Raw genomic sequence first — 17,972 nt, 5'->3', positions numbered from 1 at the left:
AAGCCCAGGCCCCGAAGCCCAGGCCCCGAAGCTCAAGCCCCCGACGCTCATTGCCCCTGATGGCGTCCGCCCGGAAGGATCGTGCGCCGCGATGGCACCCCGTCTCACCGTCGTCGTCCCCCTCTACAACGTCGAGGAGTACCTCGGTGCCTGCCTCTCCTCGCTCGCCGAGCAGACCATGCCGGACCTGGAGGTCGTCCTCGTCGACGACGGGTCCACGGACAACGGCCCCGCTCTGGCACAGGAGTTCGTGGACCGCGACCCGCGCTTCCGGCTGCTCCGGCAGGAGAACGCCGGACTCGGCGCGGCCCGCAACGCCGGGGTCCGCGAGGCCGACCCCGGCGCGGAGTTCCTGACGTTCGTCGACAGTGACGACGTCGTACCGCCCGGCGCGTACGCCCGCATGCTGGCCGAACTCGACAGCTCCGGCTCCGACTTCGCCACCGGCAACGTGCTCCGGCTGCGGGCGGGCGGGAAGCTGGAACAGTCCCCGATGTTCCGCAAGCCGATGGAGAAGGCGCGGCGGGCCACCCACGTCACCCGGGACTGGATTCTGCTCGGTGACCGCATCGCCTGCAACAAGGTCTTCCGCCGCGCCTTCTGGGACGAGCACGCCTTCGCCTTCCCCACCGGGGTGCTGTACGAGGACATCGCCGTCGTCCTGCCCGCCCACTTCCTGGCCGGCTCCGTCGACGTCGTCGAGGAGCCCGTCTACCACTGGCGCGACCGCGACGGATCGATCACCACCCGGCGGGCCGTGCCCCGGGGCATCCGCGACCGGGTCACCGCCGTCACCACCGTCAGCCGCTTCCTCGCCGCCCGGCCCGAACTGGCCGAGGCCAAGCGCCGCTACGACGCCCACGCCCTCTCCGGCGACCTGTGGCTGTTCATCGAGGCGCTCGGGGACGGCGACGCGGAGTTCCACGAGGCGTTCCTGGAGCACGCGGGCGCCTTCGCCGCCACCGTCGAGCCCGGTGTCCTCACCGGACTGCCCCTGCACCTGCGGGTCAAGTGGCAGCTCATCCGCGAACGCCGCCTCCCGGAACTCCTCGACCTCCTTGCCGACGAGAAGAAGGACCGGGACACCTTCCACGTCACCGGGCTGCTCCGGCCCCGGGCCCACCACCCCGCCGTCCGCGCCCCCCTGCCGCCCGCGACGACCGCGCTGACCCCCGCCGACCTGCCCGTCCACGCCCACCTCACCGAGGCGGTCTGGCGGGACGGGCTGCTGCACCTGACCGGCCATGCCTACGTACGCAACGCCCCGGGCGGCCCGGTCCGGCTCGGCTGGCTGCGCTCCGGGAAGAGGCTGATCCCCCTGCGGACCCGCCCGGTCCCGGGCGACGAGGCCACCGCCCTCTCCGGCCGCTCCCTGCACCGCTACGACCGCGCCGGGTTCGAGGCCGTCGTCGACCCCCGCAGGCTCGCTGCGAAGGGCACGGGCGGCGGCGGGCGCACCACATGGAAACTGGAGGCCGTCGTCGTCGGCGCGGGCCGGCCGCGCCGGGGCCCGATGCGGCTCGTCTCCACCCCGGCCCCGCCCGCCGCGCTGTACACCGACGAGCGGACCCGTGTCGTCCCCGTCCTCGCCGGCAACAAGCTGGAGCTGCGCACCGAACGCGTCGCGGCCGTCCTGACCGGGCAGTCGGCGGTCGAGGACGCGGTGCGCCTGGAGGTGAAGGTCCTCGGCGACACCGGACCGGTCGCCCTCAGACTCACCGAGTGGCGCACCAAGGAGACCCGGGAGTTCGCCCTGCGCGGCTCACCCGGCTCCCGGGCGGCGGACATCCCGCTCAGCGCCTTCCGAGGGGAGGACGACATCTGGGGCGTCCAACTCGTCGGCGAGGGCCAGCCGTTGACGGTGGCGGCCCGCACCGACGGCCAGGACGGGCGCTATCCGCTGCCTGGTGGCCGAGAGCTGTACGCGGCCCCCAACCCCTCGGGCGACCTCGTGCTCACCGACCGGCCCGTCCAGCCCGTCGTCACCTCCGCCGCCCGGGAGGAGCCGGGCACCCTGGTCCTGGAAGGGACCTTCCCCGACCCCACGGGCGCCTTCCGGGAACTCGTCCTGCGGCACAGCGGCCACCGTGAGGAGGCGGTCCTCGGCCTGGAGCGGCGGGACGGCGACGGCTTCCGGGCCGTGATCGCGCCCGCCGCCGTCGAGGGGCCCGGCGGGGCGCTGCCGCTCGCCGAGGGCCGCTGGTACCTCTTCCTGCGCGAGCCGGGGGAGCGGGACCCGGAGGCGTACCGGCCGCTACGGCTCAGCAGCCCTCTGCACCACACCCTTCCATGGCGACAGCGGTCCGGGCACCGGGAGTTCGTCCTGCAGCGGCGCCACCACGACCGCCTCGTCCTGGAGTCCGGCAGCGCCCTCCCCCCGGCGGAGAGGGGAGCGTACGGGCAGCGGATCCAGCGCGAGCGGTACGCCGGACTGCGCGCCGCCACGGTCGACGAACCCCGCCCGGCCGTCCTCTACTCCAGCTTCGACGGCCGCCAGCACTCCGACTCGCCCCGGGCGATCCACCGCGAACTCGCCGCGCGAGGACGGGACATCGACCACCTGTGGGTGGTGCGCGACCAGCAGACGGCCGTGCCCGAAGGCGTCCGCCCCGTGGCCCTGCACAGCGCCGACTGGTACGAGGCGCTGGCCCGCAGTCGCTGGATCGTCACCAACACCCACCTGCCCGAGTGGTTCGAACGGGCCGAGGGCCAGTGCGTCGTCCAGACCTGGCACGGCACCCCGCTCAAGCGCATCGGCCGCGACCTCGCGGGCACCCCGCACGCCGACGCCGCGTACATGGCGTCCATGGAACACCGGTCCGCCCAGTGGAGCGTGCTCGTCTCCCCGAACAGGTTCTCCACCCCCGTCCTGCGCCGCGCCTTCGGCTACTCGGGCGAGGTCCTGGAGTGCGGCTACCCGCGCAACGACCTGCTGTACGCCCCCGACCGGGACAAGGTCGCGGCAGCCGTACGCGAGAGGATCGCGATCCCCGAGGGGCGGCGCGTGATCCTGTACGCCCCCACCTGGCGCGACGACCACCCCCGGCGGGGCGGGCGCTACGGGCTGGACCTCCAACTCGACCTGAAGCGGGCGCGGGAGAGCCTCGGTGACGACCACGTCCTGCTGGTCCGCCGCCACTACCTCGTCGGCGGGAGCATCCCCGACACCGCCTTCGTCCGGGACGTCTCCCGCCACCCGGACGCCGCCGAACTGCTGCTGATCAGCGACGTCCTGGTCACCGACTACTCCTCGATCATGTTCGACTTCGCGCAGACCGGCCGCCCGATGCTGTTCCACACCTACGACCTGGCCCACTACCGCGACACCCTGCGCGGCTTCTGCTTCGACTTCGAGCACCGGGCCCCCGGCCCCCTGATCCCCGACTCCGCCGGGATCGTGGCCGCCCTGCGCGACCCGGAAGCCGCGACCGCCGGGCACCGGGAGGCGTACGAGCGGTTCCGGGAGGAGTTCTGCGACCTCGACGACGGGACCGCCGCCGCCGGGGTCGTCGACCGGATGCTCAAGGGGGAGCAGGCGTGAGCGACTTCAGCTGTGTGATCACCGGCGGCGGGGACGGCGAGGGCCCCGGGGGCGCCGACGCCCTGCGCGCCTCCGTGGAGTCCGTGCTCGGCCAGTCGCTGCGCGGAGCCGAGGCCGTCGTGGTCCTCGCCTCCACCGCCGAGGCGGCCGTCCGCACCGCTGCCCGGACGCTCGCCGACCGCGCCCCCGGGAGGGTCCGGCTCCTCCACGCCGACCCGGCCGCCCGCACCACCGGCGCCCTGCGCAACGTGGGCCTGGACGCGGCGGACGGCCGGTACGTCCTGGTCCTCGCCCCCGGCGAACGCCTCCAGCTCCACGCCTGCCGCAACCTGTGGCAGGCGGGCGAGACCAGCCGCGCCGACCTGATCGCCGGCCGCTGGAGCATGCTTGAGGCCGAGGGCGGCAAGGAGCGGGAGCCGTCCTGGCAGGGTCAGCTGTACGCCCGCTCCCGCACGCTCGCCCGCTTCACCGACGCCCCCGAACTCGTCGTCAGGGACGCCCTGGTGACCGGGTTCTGCCTGCGCCGCGAGGCCGCCAGGCGGCACGGGCTGCGGTACGAGGAGGACCTGACGTACGGCGAGATCCTCTTCGGCCCGCTCGCCGCCGCCGCGGTCGGACGGATCGCCCTGGTGCGCCGGCTGATCGTGACCGGCCGGGCCGTCCCCGACCGGGCCCGCGACCTCGCCGCCCTGACCGAGGCCCACCGCAGGGTCGCCAACACCCTCCTCACGCGGGGGCTTCCGGGGCTGCGCGAGGACCGGGAGGAGGCGTTCGCCCGCGACCACCTGGTGCCGCTCGTGCGGACCTTCCCCCACCTGCCCGCCGCCCGCCGCGCCCGCACCGCCGCGGTCGCCGCACGCGCGCTGAGCGGTTCCTTCCGTACGGGCCTGCCGGGCCTGCCTCCGCTGGAGCGGGTCGCCGTGAGCCTGCTGGCCCGGGGCGACGCCGAAGGGGCCCTCGCCGCGGCGTACGCGCTGAGCAGACCCGCCACCGTGTGCGCGCCGCTGACGACGGGGGCGGACGGCCGGGTGGCCTGGGGCGGCGGCCCGGAGGGGCCGGACATCGACGTCACCGAACTCGGCCACCAGTACCGCGCGTTCGGCGAAGCCCGGCTGATGAACCGGCTCACCCGCGCCACCGCCGACCGGGGCCGCCTGCTGCTGGAAGGCCGCCTCGTACTGCCCGGCCACGGCGGGCCCGCCCCGGAGGCCCCCCTGGCCGCGACCCTGGAGCTCCGGGCCCGGGGCGGGGCGCGCGCCGTCGCGTTCCCGGTCGAGGAGATCCGGCACGACGGCAACGGGATCATCTGGCGCGCGCGGGCCGACGTCACGCGCCGCCTGCGCCCCGTCGGCGTCCGCGACACGGCGTGGGACGCGCGGCTGACCGTGACCGCGGGGGGCCCCGACGGGCCCCGGTCCGTCAGCGATCTGTTCGCCCCGCAGGACCAGGTGGAAGGCGGCCTCCGGTTCGCCGCCAGGCCCCGGCTCGGGCGGCTCGCCGGGGACACCTGGGAGCCCTACATCACGCTCAAGGACCACTTCGCGCTCCGGCTGACCGCCCGCCGCCGCCCGGCCCGCACCACCCACCGCCTGGTCCGCTACGCCACCCGCTTCCGGCCCGCCCGCAAGGCGAAGCTCCTCGTCCGGTCCCTGCGGGGACGGCTGGAGCGCTACCGCTCCCGGGGCTTCAAGGTCCCCGTCTACAACACCTGGCTCACCCGGCTCCCCGTCCGCCGGGGCTCCGTCGTCCTCGAAAGCCACATGGGCACCTGTTACGGCGACAGCCCGCGCGCCCTGTACGAGGAGATCCGCCGCCAGGGCCTGAAACTCCACGCCACGTGGTCCTACGACCCCTCCCCGGCGGGCTTCCCGGACGACGCCCGCCTCGTACGCCGCTGGTCCTGGCGCTACCTGTGGGCGCTCGCCCGCGCGGAGTTCTGGGTCGACAACCAGGGCTTCCCGCAGCAGCTGCACAAGCCCCGGCACACCACGTACCTCCAGACCTGGCACGGCTCCGCGTACAAGCGGATGGGCTTCGACGAGCAGCGCGTACGGCTCCAGAACACCTCCCAGCGCGCGCGGCTCCAGCGGGCCGTGGACCGCTTCGACCACTTCCTCGTCCGCTCCGAGCACGACGTGAACACCCTCGCCCGCGCCTACCGGCTGCCCGAGGAGCGGCTCCTGCGCACCGGCTACCCGCGCAACGACGCCCTGATCGCGGAGCGCACCCGGGCCGAGACCGAGGGGCGGCTGCCGCGCCCGCCGCTCGCCGGGGCGCTCGGGCTGGACGACCACAAGAAGACCGTGCTGTACGCCCCCACGTTCCGGGGCGGCCCCGGCAAGCAGCGCAGAAGCCGTCTCCTGCTGGACGTACGGGAGTTCGCGGAGCGGTTCGGCGACACCCACACCCTGCTGGTGCGCGCCCACTACCTGGAGTCCGCCCGGCTGCCGCCCTGCCCGCCCGGGACCGTCATCGACGTCTCGCGCCACCACGACGTCAGCGAACTGCTCACGCTCACCGACGTGTTGATCACCGACTACTCCTCCATCATGTTCGACTTCGCCCTCCTCGACCGGCCCGTCGTGCTGTACGCCCCCGACCTGGAGGCGTACGCGGCCGAGCGCGGCAGCTACTTCGACCTGCGGGAGAAGGCTCCCGGGCCGGTGACCGCGACGCGGGAGGAGCTGTTCGCGGCCCTCGCCGAACTGAAGAGGACCGACACCCGGTACGCCGACCGACGCCGGTCCTTCGTCCGGCAGTTCGGGCCCTACGACCGGGGCGACGCGGCCCGCAGGACCGTCGCCGCCGTCTTCGGCCCCGGAGCCTCCCGGGGCGCCCACCACACCATCGACCAGGACCGGGGGGCCGGCCGATGAGCCGCGACATCTTCATCGTCTCCAACAGCACCGACGAACTCGGCGGCGTCACCGGCTGGATGCACCAGACCGCCCGCCTCTTCGCCGACCAGGGCCACCGGGTCCACGCCATCGGCATCCACGCCTCCGACCTCAAGATGGCGCTGCCCGCACAGCCCGCCCACCCCGTCACCGCCCTCTACCCCGCCCACCCCCCGACCCCCTGGACGCCCCGAGGTGTCCGCGACCGCTTCCGCCTCCCCACCCGGCGCAGGGAGGCGGCCCGGGCCGCCGCCAAGAAGCGGGCGGTCGCCCGGCTCTCGGAGATCTTCGCGACCGCCCGCCCCGGCGCGGTCGTCATCGTCACCCAGGTCTGGGCGATGGAATGGGTCGGGGAGGCCGACACCACCGGGCTGCGGGTCATCGGGATGAGCCACGAGTCCTACGGCTACTCCCGCGCGAGCCATCGCTACCGCTGGATCAAGAAGCACTACAAGGACCTCGACCACTGGCTCGTCCTCACCGAGGAGGACGCCGACCAATGGGCCGGGGACGGCATGAACAACGTCGGTTTCCTGCCCAACGCCCTCTCCCGCCTGCCCGCCGTGCCCTCCCCCCGCACCGCGAGGACCGTCGCCAGCATCGGCCGGCTCAGCGACCAGAAGGGCATCGACCTGCTTCTGGACACCTGGGCCCTGGTCGCGCCCGCCCGCCCCGACTGGCGGCTGCGCGTGTACGGGGCCGGCGAGGACGAGGCCGCGCTGAAGGAGCAGTGCACGAGACTCGGCCTCGACGGCTGTGTGGAGTGGATGGGCCGCACCGACGACGTGGAGCGGGCCCTCGCCGAGGCCTCCGTCTTCGTCCAGTCCTCCCGGGGCGAGGGCTTCCCGCTGGCCCTCCTGGAGGCGATGGCCAGCGGCGTGCCCTGCGCCGCCTTCGACTGCGCGCCGGGGGTGCGCGAGATCGTCCGCGACGGCGAGGACGGCCTCCTGGCCCCCGCCGGAGACGTCGCCGCCCTCGCCGACCGGCTGCTGCGGCTCACCGGCAACCCCCGGCTGCGCGACGCGATGGGCGCGCGGGCCCGGTCCGGCGTCCAGCGGTTCTCCGAGCCGGAGACCCTGCGCCGCTGGGAGGAGCTGTTCGCGCTCCTGGAACGCTGAGCACGCTCCGTACCCGCTCCGAGCCCGGGCGGGGCAGGCCCCGGGCACGGATCCGGCGACGGCCCGGGGTCAGCCCCTGACGCCCGCCCCGGCCCCGTCCTGCGCCGGAAGGGCCGCGGGCGTCCGGCGGGCGGCGGACGGCACCGGCAGCGGCAGCCCGTCCGTCTCCCCGAGGAAGACCCGCCGCACCACCCGCTCGGCGGCGAAACCGTCGTCGTACGGACAGAACCGGGCCCGGAACGCGGCCCGCAACTGGGCCGAGCGTGAGCCCCGCCAGTGGTCCGAGGCGAAGATGTCGAACAGCTCGTCCTGGCCCCGGGCCACGATGCCGGGCGGGAACGCCGTGATGTCGAAGTACGTTCCCCGTGCCGCCTCGTACGCCTCGATGTCGGCCAGGTGCAGCACCACCGGGCGGTCCAGGTTGACGTAGTCGAACATCAGCGACGCGTAGTCCGTGATCAGCGCGTCCGACGCGAGTGCCAGCGTCTCCACGGACCGGTGCCCATGGACGTCGATGATCCGGGGGTGCGGCGCCCGGTGGCCGTCGACACCCGTGGGGCGGGGCGCCCGGGCCAGCACCACGAACCGCGGGCCCAGGACCCGGACCAGCCGCTCCAGGTCCAGGACGGGCCGCTGGACACGCCGGTAGTCGCGGTGCGCCGGGGCGTACAGCAGGGCCGTGCTGCCCGCCGGGATCCCCAGCGACTCGCGCAGCCGCGCCACCTCCGCCGGGCCGGTGCGGTGGTACACGTCGTTGCGCGGCGAGCCGTACTCCAGCGTCGTGTACGCGGACGGATAGGCCCTCTCCCGTACGAGGGTGGAGTGCGGGTTGGCCGAGAGGGAGAAGTCCCAGGTGTCCACCGAGCGCAGCAGCTGCTCGAAGTCGGTGTCCCGGGCGGCGGCGGGCCGGTCCAGCAGATCGGTGCCCACGGTCCGCAGCGGCGTGCCCTCGTGCGTCTGGAGCAGGACCTGGCCCCGGCGCTTGACCAGCCCCCGGTCGAAGGCGGAGTCGTTCACCAGGTACGCGGAGCGGGCCAGCGCCGTCCAGTGGGCGAAGGTGCCGGTCGCGAGGTGCCGGGTGCCGGCCGGCACGGTGGGGGCGTCGGCGGGCCGGCAGATCCAGGCCGTCCGCACCCCCGGGACCAGCTCGCGGACCTTCGCCTCGATCGCCGCGGGGCTGCCCGTGTACCCGCCGCCCCGGGCGGCGAACACCGCGTCCCGGGAGCGCAGCGGCAGCCGCGACTGGATCCGGTAGTGCGTCCGCAGCGCCGCGCCCCGCACCGCCCGGCGTACGGCCGCCGAACCCCGGCGCAGCCGGCCGGCCAGGCGCTGGGCGCCCGACAGAGCTTGGTAGGTGCGCCGCGCGCCGAGCCGCAGCAGGCCGTGCCGCAGCAGGGTGCGGCGGGGGACCGGGGCGCCGGGGGCGCGGTAGCGGCGGCCGTACGCGGCCGCCCGGCGGAAGAACGCGGCGCGGCTGTGGTGCGGCAGCCGGTCCCGGGAGGCGAAGAGCGCCGAGAAGTGGTCCAGCATCCGGCGGAACATCACCGGACGCCACACGGCGAGTTCGGGGCGCGCGTCGATGAACGCGAAGACCCGGTCGTACTGGTCGAAGACGTCGAAGTGCTTCTCGCTGGTGGTGGAGAGGATGTTGCCGCGCCGCCGCTGCCGGTAGGAGACGCAGACCGCGTCCAGTACCGCGATCGACCCGGCCGACATCAGCACCGGGTAGGTCCAGGGCGTGTCCTCGTAGTAGCCGGGCGGGAAGGTGAACCCCTCGGCCTCGATGAACGCGCGGCGGTACGCCTTGTTCCAGACGACCATGAGGAGCCGCAGCAGCTCGGGCCGGTCGGAGAGCCGGAAGGTGGCGGGCCCGCCCTCGTCGAGATGGGCGGCCAGGACGTTGCGCACGCTGCGGCCCGTCCAGTAGGTGCGGGCGTAGTCGTACATCAGGACGTCGGGCCCGCCGGTCGCGTCGATCCGGTCGGCGATGGTCTGGAGCGCGTCCGGCAGCAGGGTGTCGTCGCCGTCGAGGAAGATCAGGTAGTCGCCGCCCGCCCGTGCCATCCCGGCGTTCCGGGCGGGGCCGAGGCCGGTGTTGCGGGGGAGGTGCAGCGCGGTGACGCGGGGGTCCCGGCGGGCGTACTCGTCGGCGATCGGTCCACAGGCGTCGGGGGAGCAGTCGTCGACCACGACGACCTCGTAGTCCTTGAAGGACTGGGCCAGCACGGAATCCAGACACGCGTGCAGATACGCCTGGACCCGGAATGCGGGCACGATGACGGAGAACCGAGGCACTACACATCCATGGGTCGATCGTTCGCGGGAACCAGGCAGAGCGCAAACGTCGGATGGAATGACAGGGTTACGCCGGACGCGGCAATCGGGGGACGCGGACGGCGGAGCGGCCCGGTTCCGGGGAACCGGGCCGCTCCGGGTTGACGCACAGCCGTACGCCCACGAGGGCGTACGGCCTTGTGGCGAGCGCTACTTGACCGCGCCCGCCATCACGCCGGACACGAACTGCCGCTGGAAGGCGAAGAACACCGCCAGCGGGATCACCATCGATACGAACGCGCCGGGCGCCAGCACGTCGATGTTGTTGCCGAACTGGCGTACCTGCTGCTGGAGCGCCACCGTGATCGGCGGCGACTCGGAGTCCGCGAAGATCAGCGCGACCAGCATGTCGTTCCACACCCACAGGAACTGGAAGATCCCGAGCGAGGCGATCGCCGGGCCGCCCAGCGGCATCACGACCCGGGTGAAGAGCCGGATCTCGCCGGCCCCGTCGAGCCGGGCGGCCTCCAGCAGCTCACGGGGGATCTCCGCGAAGAAGTTCCGCAGCAGGAAGATCGCGAACGGCAGGCCGAACGCCGTGTGGAACAGCACCACCCCGAGCGTCGTCTCGAAGATCCCGATGGTGCCGAACAGCTCGGAGACCGGGATCAGCGCGACCTGCACGGGAACCACCAGCAACCCGACGACCAGCAGGAACCACCAGTCGCGGCCGGGGAACTCCATCCACGCGAAGGCGTATCCGGCCAGCGAGCCGATCACCACCACCAGCACCGTGGAGGGCACGGTGATCATGATCGTGCTGACCAGCGAGCCGGTGATCGTCGAGTTGTCCAGCAGCCGCTGGTAGTTGTCGAGGGTCATCTCCGACGGGGCGGTGAAGACCTTCCACCAGCCGGACGCCGCGATGTCCTGCGACCCGCGCAGCGAGGACAGCAGTAGACCGATCGTGGGCATCAGCCAGAACAGGGCGACCAGGATCAGGAAGACCCTCATCACCCCGCCGCCGGCACGGGCGGCGATCCGGGCGCCGAGGGGCTGCTTGGCCCTGGGCGCTTCGGGGGCGCTCGACCGCCGGGAAACCGCCTTCTGGCGGCCGGTGCGCGCGGTGTTCACTTCCGGTGCGCTGCTCATCGCCGTCCCTCCTTCCGGATCCGGCGGATATTGCTGTGTTCTCCCGGGGGGCGACCCCCGGACCCCCGGCCGGGAGGCGGCACGGGGCGGGTGTGGCCCGTCATCGCCGTCCCTCCTTCCGGATCCGGCGGATATTGAAGAGCATCACCGGGATCACCAGCAGCAGCAGGAGCACCGCGATCGCGCTCCCGATCCCCAGGTCGGCGTCCGTGCCGAACGAGGACCGGTACAGCTGGAGCGCCAGCACGTTCGCGTCGTCCTGCGAGGAGCCCGGCGCGATGATGAACACCAGGTCGAAGACCTTCAGCACGTTGATCATCAGCGTCACCAGGACCACCGCGAGCACCGGCGCCAGCATCGGCACCGTGATCCGGCGGAACACCTGCCACTCGTTGGCGCCGTCCACCCGGGCCGCCTCCAGGAGCTCGCGCGGCAGACCGGCCAGGCCCGCCGCGATCAGCACCATCGCGAACCCGGCCCACATCCACACGTAACTGCCGATGATCCCGGGTGTCACGAGGGACGGGCCGAGCCAGTCGACGCCGTTGTACGGCTCGCGGAAGTTGTCGGCGGGCAGGCGGAGTTGGGCCCCGTCCGCCGAGGCGGGGAGGGTGAACACGCCGTCCGCTCCGGCCGTGGCGGTGGCGACGACCTTCCCGTCCCGCACCGCCTCGACCTTCAGGCCCTTCAGGCCCAGCTCCTTCGGGTCGACGACATTCGGCTTCCCGCCGCCGCCCCGGGTGAAGTCCAGCCAGGCCGTGCCGGAGATCCTGTCCCCGGAGGCCGCGGGGGCGCCCTCCGCCGGCCGTGCGTCGCCCGGCATCCGCGCCGGGGCCACGCCGATCAACGGCACCCGCAGCGGCTGGCCGGCCCGGACCGGCTCCTTGGAAACGAACGCCCCGCCGTCACCCTTCTCCAGCGGGTGCACGGGCAGCGGGCGTGCCTTCGGGAAGACGGAGGACTGGTTGAACGTGTCGTGCACGCCCACCGCCACCGCGTTGGCCACACCCCGCTCGGGAGCCTGGTCGTACACCAGCCGGAAGATGATGCCCGCCGCCAGCATCGAGATCGCCATCGGCATGAAGACGATCAGCTTGAACGCGGTGCCCCAGCGGATCCGCTCGGTCAGCACCGCGAAGATCAGCCCGAGCGCGGTGGCGACCGTCGGGGCGAAGACCACCCAGATCGCGTTGTTCTTCACCGCCGTGACGATGGTGGCGTCGGTGAACAGCGCCTGGTAGTTGTCGAACCCGGCGAAGCCCGTACCGGCCTGGTCGAAGAACGACCGGTAGACCGAGTACCCGATCGGATAGAGCACCAGCGCGCCGAGCAGCACCAGCGCGGGCAGCAGGAACGCCGCCGCGATGACCCTCCGGGTGCCGGTCACGCTCCGGCGGGACCCCTTCGGATCCGGGGGCGGGGACGGACGGGGATGCGTGTCGTCGGCGGGGGGCGCCGAACCGGCGCCCCCCGCGGTCGCTGTCGTCACGGCGTCAGCTCTTGTACGCCTTGACCGCTTCGGACTCCAGCTGTTTCTGGGTCCCCGCGATGTCCTTCGGGTTCTTCAGGAAGTCCTGGAGGATCTTCCACTCGCCCTTCCCGGGCGTCCCGCCGAACGACTGCGGGGCCTGGTCGGACATGTCGAACCGGACGTCGTCACCGGCGTCGATCAGCGCCTGGGCCATCGTGCGCTGCACGTCGTTCGGGTAGGCCTTCAGGTCCAGGCCCTTGTTCGGGGAGATGAACCCGCCCGCCTCGGCCCAGATCTTCGCCGCGTCGGACGAGGCCAGCCAGGTCAGCAGCGCCTGCGCGCCCTTGGTGTCCTTCAGCGCCACCGCAGCGTCGCCGCCGGTCACCACGGGGGAGTCCGCGCCGACCGCCGGGAACGGGAAGACCTTGGCGTCCGTGCCGATCTTCGCCTCGGTCTGCGCGATGTTGATGGAGACGAAGTCGCCCTCGAAGACCATCGCGCCCTTGGGCTGGTCGCCCCCGGTGAAGGTCTGGGTGACCGAGGCCGGGAACTCCGTCTGGAGCGCCCCGTCCGCGCCGCCCGCGATCAGCTCCGGCTTCCCGAACAGCGCGGCCAGCGTGGTCAGCGCGTCCTTGACGGACGGGTCGGTCCACGGGATCTCGTGCTTCGCCAGCTGGTCGTACTTCTCCGGCCCCGCCTGGGAGAGGTAGACGTTCTCGAACCAGTCGGTCAGGGTCCAGCCGTCCGCGCCGCCCACCGAGACCGGCGTGACGCCGGAGGCGGAAATGGTCTCCGCGGTCGTCAGGAAGTCCTTCCAGGTCTTCGGCTCGCTCGCCCCCGCGTTGTCGAACGCGGCGGCGTTGTACCAGATCAGCGACTTGTTGGCGGCCTTGAAGTACACGCCGTACTGGGTGCCGTCCACCGCGCCGAGGTCCTGCCAGACCTTCGCGTAGTTCTTGTCGAGCTGAGCCTTCGCCTCGGGGCCGACCGGCTTGGCCCACTTCTTCGCGGCCGCCTGCTGGATCGCCCCGACCTGCGGGATCATCGCCACGTCCGGCGGCTGCTTCCCCGCGATCTTGGTGCCCAGGAAGTTGATGATGGGGTCCTGCGCCGGGACGAAGGTGACACTCGCGCCCGTACGCTTCTCGAACTCCTCCAGCACCTTGGTGAAGTTCGCCTGCTCGGGTCCGGTCCAGACCGCGGCGACGGAGATGTCCTCCCCGTCCAGCTTCGGCAGCTTCACCGTGGACGCGCTGTCCGTGCCCTTGCCGGCGCCGTCGTCCGTCTTCTTCTTGCCGTCTCCGTCGCCTCCGCAGCCGGTGAGCGCCAGAGCGCCTACCGCCGCGAACACGACTGCGGCCCTGCGTATCGAGAAGGTTGTGCGCATTCCTGCCCCGTCTCTGCTGTACGCGTCCGGCCATGTCCGCATGCCCGGACCACGTCGTCCGTGCGCACAGTCCTACGCCCGGCGCACGAGGCCCGCAATACCGCTGGAGGCCCCAACAGGCTTATCGTGATCGCCTCGTGACGTCATGTCAGGGCATGTCGGAAGCCTGCCGGGGCAGGAGGAGGCGGGGTGGTCCGGCGGCCGGGTCAGGCCGGGTCAGGCTGGGAACGGCACCAGCGCCGGAAGCCGCTCGGCGTTCACCGAGCGGGCCGCGCGCTCCAGCGCGCTGGCGAGCAGCGCGAGGTCGGTCGGCCCGTTGCCCAGCTCCCGGACCGGGCGCCGGGTCGGCGGATCTCCCATCCGCTCCCACTCCAGCGGGACGACGGTGGGCCGCAGCGTCGCCGTACGCGGGATGCGGCCGGTGACCCGGCCCCCCTGGAACGGCGTCACCCGGCCGTCCGGATGCCCCAGCCTGCCCCGGCCGGGGGCAGGCTCGTCCGGGGACGGCGGCAGCACGGGGGCGTCCAGCACGATGCGCAGCCGGGCGCCACGGGCCAGCTCGGTGTCCTCGGTGCGGTCCGGGCGCGCGGAGGTGGCGACCAGATGCACCCCGAGCCGCCCGCCGTCCCGGGCCACGGCCTCCAGCGCCCGCACCACCGAACCGGCGGCGGGCCGGCCGGGGCTGCCGAGCGCCGGGGCGACCAGCGCGTCGAAGTCGTCGGCGAGGACCACGAGGCGGGGCAGCGGCGACGGGCCGGGGTCCCCGGACCGGGCGGCCGGGCGCAGCCGCAGGGTGCCGCTGGCCGGGGAGTCCAGGTCGCCCCGCCGCTCGACGCCGCTCGGCGGCCGCTGGCCCACGATCCGGGGGGTGGCCTCCCGCTGCGCGTGCCGCTCGTGCCAGGCGGCGAAGTCCAGGTCGCCGAGCAGCTCGGCGCGCCGCTTCAGCTCGCCGCCCAGGGCCTGCGCGAACTCCCGCATCCGGACCGGGTCGCACGCCACGAGGTGCGTGAAGACATGCGGCAGCTCCGTACAGGGGAGCAAGCCTTCGCCGCGCTCCCCCTGTTCGCCGCCGGAGCCGTCGACGAGCAGGATGCCGAGCCGGTCGGGCCGGGCCGCGGAGGCGAGCGAGGCGGCTACGGCCCGGAGCAGCTCGGTGCGGCCGCTGCCCGGCGGCCCCTCGATCAGCAGGTGCGGCCCCTCGTCGGCGAGATCGACGCCGAGGGGGCCCCGGGGGCCCGCCCCGAGGACGAGGACCGGCCGGCCGGTGTGGACGCCGGCGGGGGGTGTGGCCCCGCCGGAGACGGACGCCGCCGCGGCGTCGCCGCGCTCCCCGGACCCGGACCTGGACCCGGACCCGGGCGCCTGCCCCGGCCCGGAACGCCGGGAGCCCGGATAGGGCGTCCGCCCGGAGTCGTGCGTGTCCGGAGGCGGACAGTGCGGCCGGTCGGGGTCGGAGCGGTGGCCCCGGTACGGCGTGCGCCCAGAGTCGCGGGCGTCCGGCGGCGGATACGGGGTGCGGTCCGGGTCGGGGGTGCCCGCGGCCGGGTACGGCGTGCGCCCGGAGTCGCGGTGGGGAGGGGAGGCCGCGGTGCGTTGCGGGCCGACGCGCGGGCCCGCGCTGAGGGTGCGCCCGGAGTTGGCGCTGTCCAGCTCGGAGCGGGCCGGGGCGGCGGCCCCGGCCCGGGGCGCCGATGCGCCGGGCTGGGCCTCCGCCGTGGACGCCCAGCGGGCCATTAGCGAGGCCGGTGTGGCCCGGGCCAGGCCCAGCTCGTCCAGCAGCCGGGCGGACGGCGGCAGTGCCGCGGTCGTCGGGCGGCCCGCCAGCGCGGCCGAGCCCTCCTCACGCAGGGGCGCCAGGGCCCGCCCGAACCGCTCGGCCCAGGCCGCCGACACCGCGTCCACCGCGGCCACCGTCCCGTGCCCCGCGGCCTGCCCGCCCGCCGTGCGCAACAGGCGCAGCGCCGTGGCGACGTCCCCGCTCAGCATCGCGACCGCCCCGCACTCCCGGAAGGCGATGGAGGCCCGGCAGGCCGCCTCGTACGTCGCGGCCACCGGAGAGGCGGGGGAGGCGGCCGGGGTCTCGGCCAGGCAGATCAGATGGATCCCGGCCGCCGCGCCCGCCCCGGCCAGCCGCGCCGTGGTCTCGCGCAGCATCGCCGTACCGGGGTCACCGTCCAGGACGACCACCGTGTGCGGGCCCGTGTGGGCGCGGGCGGCCTCGGCCACCGAGGCCCGGTCCAGATGCGGCCAGCCGGGACCGAGGGAGCCCTCGTCGAGGCGGCGCACCAGCTCGGCCGTACGGGCGGCCGCCTGCTCACGGTCGTACGCGAGGAGCAGCCGGCAGTCCTGCCCGTGCGTCGGGCGCAGATGCGGCAGCCACCCCAGCCAGGACCACTCGCGCCGCCGCTCCTCCAGCGGGCGGGAGCGGTCCGTGCTGATGAGGACGATCTCCAGGTCGAACGGGGAGTGCAGCGCGGCGAGCTGCGCCACCGTCGCGCGGGCCAGTCCCGCCAGCCGGGCGCGCGGACCGGCCAGCCCCAGCGAACCGGCCTCCCGCAGCCCCACGGTCACCGGCACGGCGGGCACCTCGGCCCGGTCGGTCGTGCCGAGCCGCACCACCAGCGCCTCCGGGTGCCCCGGCCGGCGCTCCCAGAGCCGGGGCCCGGGGCCGAGCGCGGTCAGCAGCACGGCGGCCGGGTCCGGCCAGGTGCCCTCGGGGGCGGAGGGCAGCGCGGAGAAGGGGGAGCCGGGGGAGGCCGGGGAGGAGAGGTGCCCGGACCCCGACGGGCCGCCGGACGGATCGTGGGAACCGCCCGGGAAGTCGTGGTGCCCCGCCGCGGATCCGTACGCGCCGGATCCGGACGCCGATGATCCGGACGCCGATGATCCGGGCGCCGACGGTCCGTATGCCGATGTTCCGGGCGCCGTCGGGCCGCCCGGCCCGTCCGGGACGCGGGAGCCGCCGTACGTGTCGCCCCGGACGCCCGCCCCGGTCTCCGGGCCCGCCGCCTGTTCGCCCTTCGCGCCGCCCTTGAGCCGCCTCGCCCATGCGCCTATGCCGCGCCGGGGCGCCGGGGCGTCCGCGAACTCCGCTCCGCGGGCGTGGGTGTCGTGCCCGTGTCCCGGATACGCGTGTCCCGGATACGCACCCGGCCCGGCCTCGGCGTGCTCCGGCCAGGCGGCCTCGTCGGGTGCGGAACCCGGGGCCCCCAAGCCGCCGTGGGGCCCGGAGGACGCCGGGGAACCGGCGGCGGGAGCCGAAGCGGGGGACGGGGAGCCCGGTGCGCCGTGACCGTGGCCCTGGCCGCCGTGGTCGGGGGTGTGCGCGAAGAGGGGCGCGGTGGTGCCGTGGCCCGGGGCGGGGGCCCCCGTCTCGGCGCGGGTCACCCGCAGGTGCCCCTCGCCGTCCGGGGCGGTCGGCAGCGCCGGGGGCCGGGAGCCCGCCGTGAGGCGGAGGGCGGACTCGCCGAGCCGCAGCAGCGCGCCGGGAGCGAGGCGGACGGGCCGCTCGCGCACCTCGACGCCGTCCAGCGAGGTGCCGTTCGTCGAACCGAGGTCGGCGACCGAGACCCTGCCGTCGTCGGAGACCGTCACCGCGCAGTGCAGCCGGGAGACGTCCGGGTCGTCGAGCGGGACGTCCGCGTCGGCGGAGCGGCCGATCCGGATCTGCCCGCCGTGCAGCAGGTGGACGCCGCCCGCGTCCGGACCCGCCACCACGTGGAGCTGGGCCGGAACGGCCTCGTCCGTCGCCTCGTCGTCGCCGGGAACCTGGAGCGAGAGGACCGCGCCGTCCACCAGGGGCGGTTCGCCCAGCGCGATGCGGTGCCCGTCCAGCCGCTCCCGTCCGGCGAAGAGCACGACCGCCCCGCCGCCCTGGGAGCTCTCGGGCCCCGACACGGCGGCGGCCAGCTGGGAGGCGACGGCGGCCAGCGCCGTCCCGGCGGGGGCGGTGACGAGCACGTCGCAGGTGCGCGCCGGGGTCTGGCCGCTGCGCGGCGCGAGGACGGTCAGCCGGATCTGCATCGCCGTCAGCGGTCCCTTCTGCGCGGGGGTGCCGGCAGGGGAAACGCCCTGTGATTCCCCCCACCCGGCACGGACACGTCGTCCGTACAGGTCGTCACGCACCGCGAGA

8 protein-coding genes are annotated in these 17,972 nt (G+C 74.5%); 3 read left to right on the top strand and 5 right to left on the bottom strand.

Annotated features, from left to right (window positions below; genetic code table 11):
• Positions 1–91 precede the first annotated feature (91 nt).
• Genes PSQ21_RS11860 through PSQ21_RS11850 form a run of 3 tightly spaced genes read left to right on the top strand, consistent with a single transcriptional unit; the run spans position 92 to position 7,556 of the window.
• Positions 92–3,541, top strand: a complete 3,450-nt coding sequence (locus PSQ21_RS11860) for a bifunctional glycosyltransferase/CDP-glycerol:glycerophosphate glycerophosphotransferase (RefSeq protein WP_274030450.1) — start codon at positions 92–94, stop codon at positions 3,539–3,541.
• Entirely contained in the window at positions 3,538–6,417 is a 2,880-nt protein-coding gene (locus tag PSQ21_RS11855) for a bifunctional glycosyltransferase/CDP-glycerol:glycerophosphate glycerophosphotransferase (RefSeq protein ID WP_274030449.1), read from the top strand. The genes PSQ21_RS11860 and PSQ21_RS11855 overlap by 4 nt, the downstream gene beginning before the upstream one ends.
• Positions 6,414–7,556 (top strand): glycosyltransferase, encoded by a 1,143-nt coding sequence (locus PSQ21_RS11850; RefSeq protein WP_274030448.1) that lies wholly within the window; start codon positions 6,414–6,416, stop codon positions 7,554–7,556. Before PSQ21_RS11855 ends, PSQ21_RS11850 begins: the two co-directional genes overlap by 4 nt.
• Positions 7,557–7,625: 69 nt before the next feature.
• Here the strand turns inward: PSQ21_RS11850 and PSQ21_RS11845 are convergent, their stop codons facing one another.
• The 5 genes from PSQ21_RS11845 to PSQ21_RS11825 all read right to left on the bottom strand — a co-directional run bounded on the left by PSQ21_RS11845 (position 7,626) and on the right by PSQ21_RS11825 (position 17,863).
• On the bottom strand, positions 7,626–9,851 hold the full coding sequence (locus tag PSQ21_RS11845; RefSeq protein WP_274030446.1) for a bifunctional glycosyltransferase/CDP-glycerol:glycerophosphate glycerophosphotransferase: 2,226 nt from the start codon (positions 9,849–9,851) through the stop codon (positions 7,626–7,628).
• A 189-nt stretch (positions 9,852–10,040) separates the two neighbouring features.
• On the bottom strand, positions 10,041–10,982 hold the full coding sequence (locus tag PSQ21_RS11840; protein ID WP_274030445.1) for a carbohydrate ABC transporter permease: 942 nt from the start codon (positions 10,980–10,982) through the stop codon (positions 10,041–10,043).
• 100 nt (positions 10,983–11,082) lie between these two features.
• The gene (locus tag PSQ21_RS11835; protein WP_274030444.1) at positions 11,083–12,369 is read right to left on the bottom strand and encodes a carbohydrate ABC transporter permease; all 1,287 of its coding nucleotides are present in this window, start codon (positions 12,367–12,369) and stop codon (positions 11,083–11,085) included.
• Between the two features lie 106 nt (positions 12,370–12,475).
• Entirely contained in the window at positions 12,476–13,840 is a 1,365-nt protein-coding gene (locus PSQ21_RS11830; RefSeq protein ID WP_274030443.1) for an ABC transporter substrate-binding protein, read from the bottom strand.
• Positions 13,841–14,056: 216 nt separating this feature from the next.
• Positions 14,057–17,863: an FHA domain-containing protein gene (locus PSQ21_RS11825; RefSeq protein ID WP_274030442.1), complete on the bottom strand. Its 3,807-nt coding sequence runs from the start codon at positions 17,861–17,863 to the stop codon at positions 14,057–14,059.
• Between the last annotated feature and the right edge of the window lie 109 nt (positions 17,864–17,972).

Origin of the sequence: Streptomyces sp. MMBL 11-1 (assembly GCF_028622875.1) — a bacterium.
Taxonomy (GTDB): Bacteria; Actinomycetota; Actinomycetes; order Streptomycetales; family Streptomycetaceae; genus Streptomyces.
The sequence above is the reverse complement of the archived record's forward strand: the minus strand, read 5'-3'. Positions and strand labels throughout refer to the sequence as shown.

Coding starts and splice junctions, on each gene's coding strand:
- PSQ21_RS11860 (WP_274030450.1), top strand. CDS start 92: ATGGCACCCCGTCTCACCGTCGTCGTCCCCCTCTACAACGTCGAGGAG.
- PSQ21_RS11850 (WP_274030448.1), top strand. CDS start 6,414: ATGAGCCGCGACATCTTCATCGTCTCCAACAGCACCGACGAACTCGGC.
- PSQ21_RS11840 (WP_274030445.1), bottom strand. CDS start 10,982: ATGAGCAGCGCACCGGAAGTGAACACCGCGCGCACCGGCCGCCAGAAG.
- PSQ21_RS11830 (WP_274030443.1), bottom strand. CDS start 13,840: ATGCGCACAACCTTCTCGATACGCAGGGCCGCAGTCGTGTTCGCGGCG.
- PSQ21_RS11825 (WP_274030442.1), bottom strand. CDS start 17,863: ATGCAGATCCGGCTGACCGTCCTCGCGCCGCGCAGCGGCCAGACCCCG.